Below are 4058 nucleotides of genomic sequence, written 5' to 3'. Positions count from 1 at the left end.
CTTGGCTATACCGGCCGACCCCTCGATGAGTGGCTCAGCTTGTGCGGGAAATACTGGTACATGGTCCCGACCGAGACCCCGGCCCGCTCGGCAACGCGCGTTGTGGTCAGCCGATGCGGGCCATCGGCAACCAAAAGCTGATCGGTTACGGTGCGTCCAAGGCCGCGGTGAACATGCTGACGGTGCAGCTGGCCGCTGAGTTGCAGGACAGTGGGATCGTCATCAGCTCGGTGGCCCCCGGCTATGTGAAGACCGACCTGACCGGGCACACCGGCTTCATGACGCCCGAAGAGGGGGCGCGGCTTCCGGTTAGTTATGCACTTGGCGGCGAGGAAGCTGGCCGCTTTATCGAACCGAACGGCGAGACGCCCTGGTGAAATCGCTGGCCCGCCCTGTAGATGCGGGCGGGTCCTCCCACCGTGGTCCGGGCAACCTCGCCTCGTTTTGTGCAGATAAGTCCGCGTTGGACGACGACGCAGCCACGCTGCGATCGATCACAGGCTCCACGAGTGGGTAGCCGCGACCGTCTAGGACCGCTGAGGCGCATCAACGTGGCGGTGGCCGGAAGGATGATGCCCCGTCATCACCAGGCTTACAAGGCTGGTGTTTTAGAATGCGGTGCTGGCGCTGATCAGCCAGTCGGGCGAATGGTCGAGGATGACCGCTTCGATCGCCCGATCGAAGCCGGTTCCGATCGCCACGGCGATAATAAGGAGCAGCGCACCCAGGAGACGGCGGCCGGCATCACCGGCGTGCAGCAAACGCGAACGCCATCGCGTCATCACAGCCCGGCCGGCAAGCGCGATGGCAAGCATGATGCTGGCGATGCCAAGCCCGAACGAGAACATCACGGCTGCGGCCGCGCCGAGGCTCTGACCGTCAGCGGCAAGGACAGTGGCGGCACCGAGCGTCGGCCCGACGCATGGGCTCCACACGATCCCGAGCAGGGCACCGATCGCCGCCTGACCGGCCAAGCCATGTGTCTCCAGTCCGTTCTGCCGGGCCCCGGCCCAGCGGGCAGCGGGCGCGGCGGCGGCTTCAAGCGCCATGCGCGCCTGCGGAACCAGCAGCGCGAGACCAAACAGCCCGAGTAGCGCGGCGCCGGAATAGCGCAGCGCCTCCGCGTCGATGCCGATTGCGCTTCCCACCGTAGCGAGGCCGAACCCGACGGCCGTGAAGCTGGCGACCAACCCGCCCGCGAGCGCGAACGGCCCAAGGCGATGCGCTTGCGCGGCGCTGCCAAGCACGATCGGGATCAGCGGCAGGACACAGGGGGACAGGATCGTCAGCGCTCCGGCGGCAAAGCCGAGCGCGGGATTGAGTGTGCTGTCCACCTTGTCAGCCGCGCGTTGCCGCGAGCAATGCGGCGATCCGGCGTTCGTCCGACTGGTACGACAGCCGATCGGTTTCTCGCTCGCCGCGAAAGGCGATCAGCGTGGACTGTTTCTGTGCCCCGAACCGCTGCCAGAGCGCCTTTTGAGTATCGTAATCGATTCGGAAGATGATGAGGTTGTCAAACGCGGCGTTGGCGGTCAGCTTGGCGAGCACCTTGCCCTGCGCGCGGCATACCGGGCACCAGGGCGCGTGAACTTCCACCAGTATCGGCTTGCCTGCGGCCTGCGCGGCCGCGAACGCCTTCTGATCGAACGCCTTCAATGTCGCTGCTTGCGCTGGTGCCGCGGCAGCGGCGATGGCGATCACGGGAGCGGCGAAGGGCAATAATCTATGCATCACGATACCTCGAAACGGGAGAAAAGCGGGCGTGCTCCTCGCTATTCGCGCGCAGGGCACGAAAGGTTACGACGGTCGGCGGGTCAGAACCGGCGCGCGGCGATGATCGGGCCGGCCTCGCCCCCCTGCACCAGCACCGCATTTGTGAGATTGCGGGCAGGCGAGGCAGGAAGGGTGAAACGCATTTCGGTTCCCGTCCAGCGGCCCAGACGGACAAGCTGGCGCACGACGTTCCTGTGCGCGATGGTACGGCCGCCATTCTCGCCATTGCCGATCGCGACCTGTTGCGATCGCGGATCGAACCGGACCAGCCACACCGTTGCCGGTTCGCTCGTCCGGCCCACATGGACCACCACCTTGTCAGCGTCGCCGTCGATACGTGGGCTGCCGGTCAGGGGGCGTGTCGCGCGCAGGGCTTCGTCGAGTTGCGCGCGCCGCGCGCCGACAATGGAGGTCCGGCCGTTGACGATCACCTGCGGCGTGAAGACGTTGGGTCGGCCGCCCGCGCGGGCATATTTCCACTGCCGGTCGGTAAAGGCCGGGTCGGCGAACGTGTCCTTCCAACCCAACCGGTCCCAATAAGTGACGGCGAAGGTGAGCGCGAGGACATCGGGGCGGTCGGCGATCGCATTGACATTGGCGATTGCGGGTGGGCAGCTCGAGCATCCCTGACTCTGGAAGAGTTCCACAACCACCGGGCGGGCCGGGTCGCCGGGCGAGGTAGTTTGAACGGCCGTCTCGGCTTCTGCCTCGGACACGGGCTGACTGCCCGCACCACAAGCCGGCAGCGCCAACGCGGAGGCAAGGGCGCATAGAAGCTTGAAACTCATGGCTCAGATCCCCGCATACCAATCGTAAAGGACGTGATCCTCCCAATAGCCGCCGCGTCCCCGGCCAATGCCCTCCAGCGTGTTCCTGGCTTCGATCCGCATGACGTATTTCGCCTGCTTATAGCCGAGCTGGCGTTCCACCCGAAGGCGGATCGGCGCACCATGCGCCACGGGTAGCGGCTGGTCGTTCATCGTGTGGGCGAGGATCGTCTGCGGGTGCATGGCGTCGCGCAGATCGATCGATTCATAATAGCGGTTCGCACCGAAACTGTCGGCGCAATGAAAGACGATATAGCGCGCGTCGGACAATATGCCCGCCATCGCGAGCAAGGCGGAAACGCGCGGCCCGGTCCATTTGCCGATCGCACTCCAGCCCTCGACGCAGTCGTGACGGGTGATCTGTTCGCGGGCCGGCATCGCGTGAAGCTGGGCCAGGCTCACGCCCAGCGGACGCGCGACCATGCCATCGACCACCAGTCGCCAGTCGGCGAAGCGGCTCGCGAGATGCCTCGCATAGTCCTCGCCTTGGGGCATCGTATTGCCATTGGCCCGGAACACCGGGCTCATCTCCGACGGCGCATATTCGCGCGCGAGCGTGTCGTCGCGCAGCCACAGGCGTTGCGAAGCATAGTTCAGCCGCTCGCCCGAGAGCAGGACGGGGCGGAACGCTTCGCTGTCGGTCAGCCGGTCGCACCCGGCAAGCACGAGCCCGCCCGCGCCGGCGGCGACGCCGCTGAGGAAGCGGCGGCGGGGCAGCATCATCGGCCGGTCTCCTTTTCTTTCGGCAGCCGATATCGACCGGTGATCATCGAGCGCACCTCATTGAGCGGCCCGGCCAGCAGCACCATCACCATGTGGACGACGAAAAACACGACCAGCAGCACCATCGCGATGAAATGGACCGAACGCGCCGACTGCCGCCCGCCGAACAGGTCGAGCAGCCACGGCCATGCCGCGTCCATCCCCGGCGACAGCGTCAGCCCGCTAAGGATGATCGCGGGCAGCAGCACGAAGATGACGCCGACGTAGGAAAGTTTCTGCAGGATGTTGTAGCTGAGCGCGGCGGGACCGGTCGGAAAGCGCAGCCGCGCGTGATCCTTGATGTCGTGCCACAGATGGCGGGGCGCGAGTTCGGCGCGGCTGATCCGCAGGTCGCGCTGTATGTGCCGGTTCCACAGCGACCAGAGCATGTAGAAGAGCAGCGACAGCGACAGCAGCCACGCGAACAGAAGGTGCCAGCGCCGCGAAAGCGCGAGATTGTAGGTCGACGGAATCGTCGCCCAATAGGGAAAGGCGCGATTGCGGAGCGTGCCGTCGGGTTCGCTGTAGCGGCCGAGGACGCCGGTCGTCGTGACTTCGACCGGCCCGACCCGCACGAAGCCGCGCTCTCCTTGCGCGCCGATGACGAGCCACGGCCGGTCGGGATTGGCGCCATAGCTGCCCCAATAGAGCCGCGGATGCGCGTTGAAGATCATCAGCCCGCTCATCAGCATGACC

Annotated in this window: 7 protein-coding genes; 1 reads left to right on the top strand and 6 read right to left on the bottom strand. The window is 66.1% G+C overall.

The window, feature by feature from the left end; genetic code table 11:
* Positions 1-5: 5 nt before the first annotated feature.
* On the bottom strand, positions 6-134 hold the full coding sequence (locus VL973_RS01095) for a helix-turn-helix domain-containing protein (protein WP_325282193.1): 129 nt from the start codon (positions 132-134) through the stop codon (positions 6-8).
* On the opposite strand from VL973_RS01095, the gene VL973_RS01090 reads away from it, so the two are divergent.
* Complete coding sequence (locus VL973_RS01090; protein ID WP_325282192.1) at positions 114-377, top strand: SDR family NAD(P)-dependent oxidoreductase; 264 nt, start codon at positions 114-116, stop codon at positions 375-377. The two genes, VL973_RS01095 and VL973_RS01090, sit on opposite strands and share 21 nt — an antisense overlap.
* Positions 378-608: 231 nt before the next feature.
* Here the strand turns inward: VL973_RS01090 and VL973_RS01085 are convergent, their stop codons facing one another.
* The 5 genes from VL973_RS01085 to VL973_RS01065 form a co-directional block, all read right to left on the bottom strand.
* A complete protein-coding gene (locus VL973_RS01085) occupies positions 609-1334 on the bottom strand; it encodes a cytochrome c biogenesis CcdA family protein (RefSeq protein ID WP_325282191.1) in 726 nt (241 codons plus the stop codon).
* A 4-nt stretch (positions 1335-1338) separates the two neighbouring features.
* Entirely contained in the window at positions 1339-1701 is a 363-nt protein-coding gene (locus VL973_RS01080; RefSeq protein ID WP_325282190.1) for a thioredoxin family protein, read from the bottom strand.
* A gap of 113 nt (positions 1702-1814) precedes the next feature.
* Positions 1815-2489: a DUF1223 domain-containing protein gene (locus VL973_RS01075; RefSeq protein WP_325282189.1), complete on the bottom strand. Its 675-nt coding sequence runs from the start codon at positions 2487-2489 to the stop codon at positions 1815-1817.
* Positions 2490-2564: 75 nt separating this feature from the next.
* Complete coding sequence (locus VL973_RS01070) at positions 2565-3323, bottom strand: molybdopterin-binding protein (RefSeq protein ID WP_325282188.1); 759 nt, start codon at positions 3321-3323, stop codon at positions 2565-2567.
* The coding region (locus VL973_RS01065) for a cytochrome b/b6 domain-containing protein (protein WP_325282187.1) at positions 3320-4058 on the bottom strand (739 nt) is incomplete at its 5' end. The genes VL973_RS01065 and VL973_RS01070, both read right to left, overlap by 4 nt.

It is taken from the genome of Sphingomonas sp., from assembly GCF_035490575.1.
GTDB lineage: Bacteria > Pseudomonadota > Alphaproteobacteria > Sphingomonadales > Sphingomonadaceae > Sphingomonas.
The sequence above is the reverse complement of the archived record's forward strand: the minus strand, read 5'-3'. Positions and strand labels throughout refer to the sequence as shown.

Excerpts from the sequence above, each read along its gene's own strand:
- VL973_RS01090 (WP_325282192.1), top strand. The coding sequence starts at position 114 with ATGCGGGCCATCGGCAACCAAAAGCTGATCGGTTACGGTGCGTCCAAG.
- VL973_RS01070 (WP_325282188.1), bottom strand. The coding sequence starts at position 3,323 with ATGATGCTGCCCCGCCGCCGCTTCCTCAGCGGCGTCGCCGCCGGCGCG.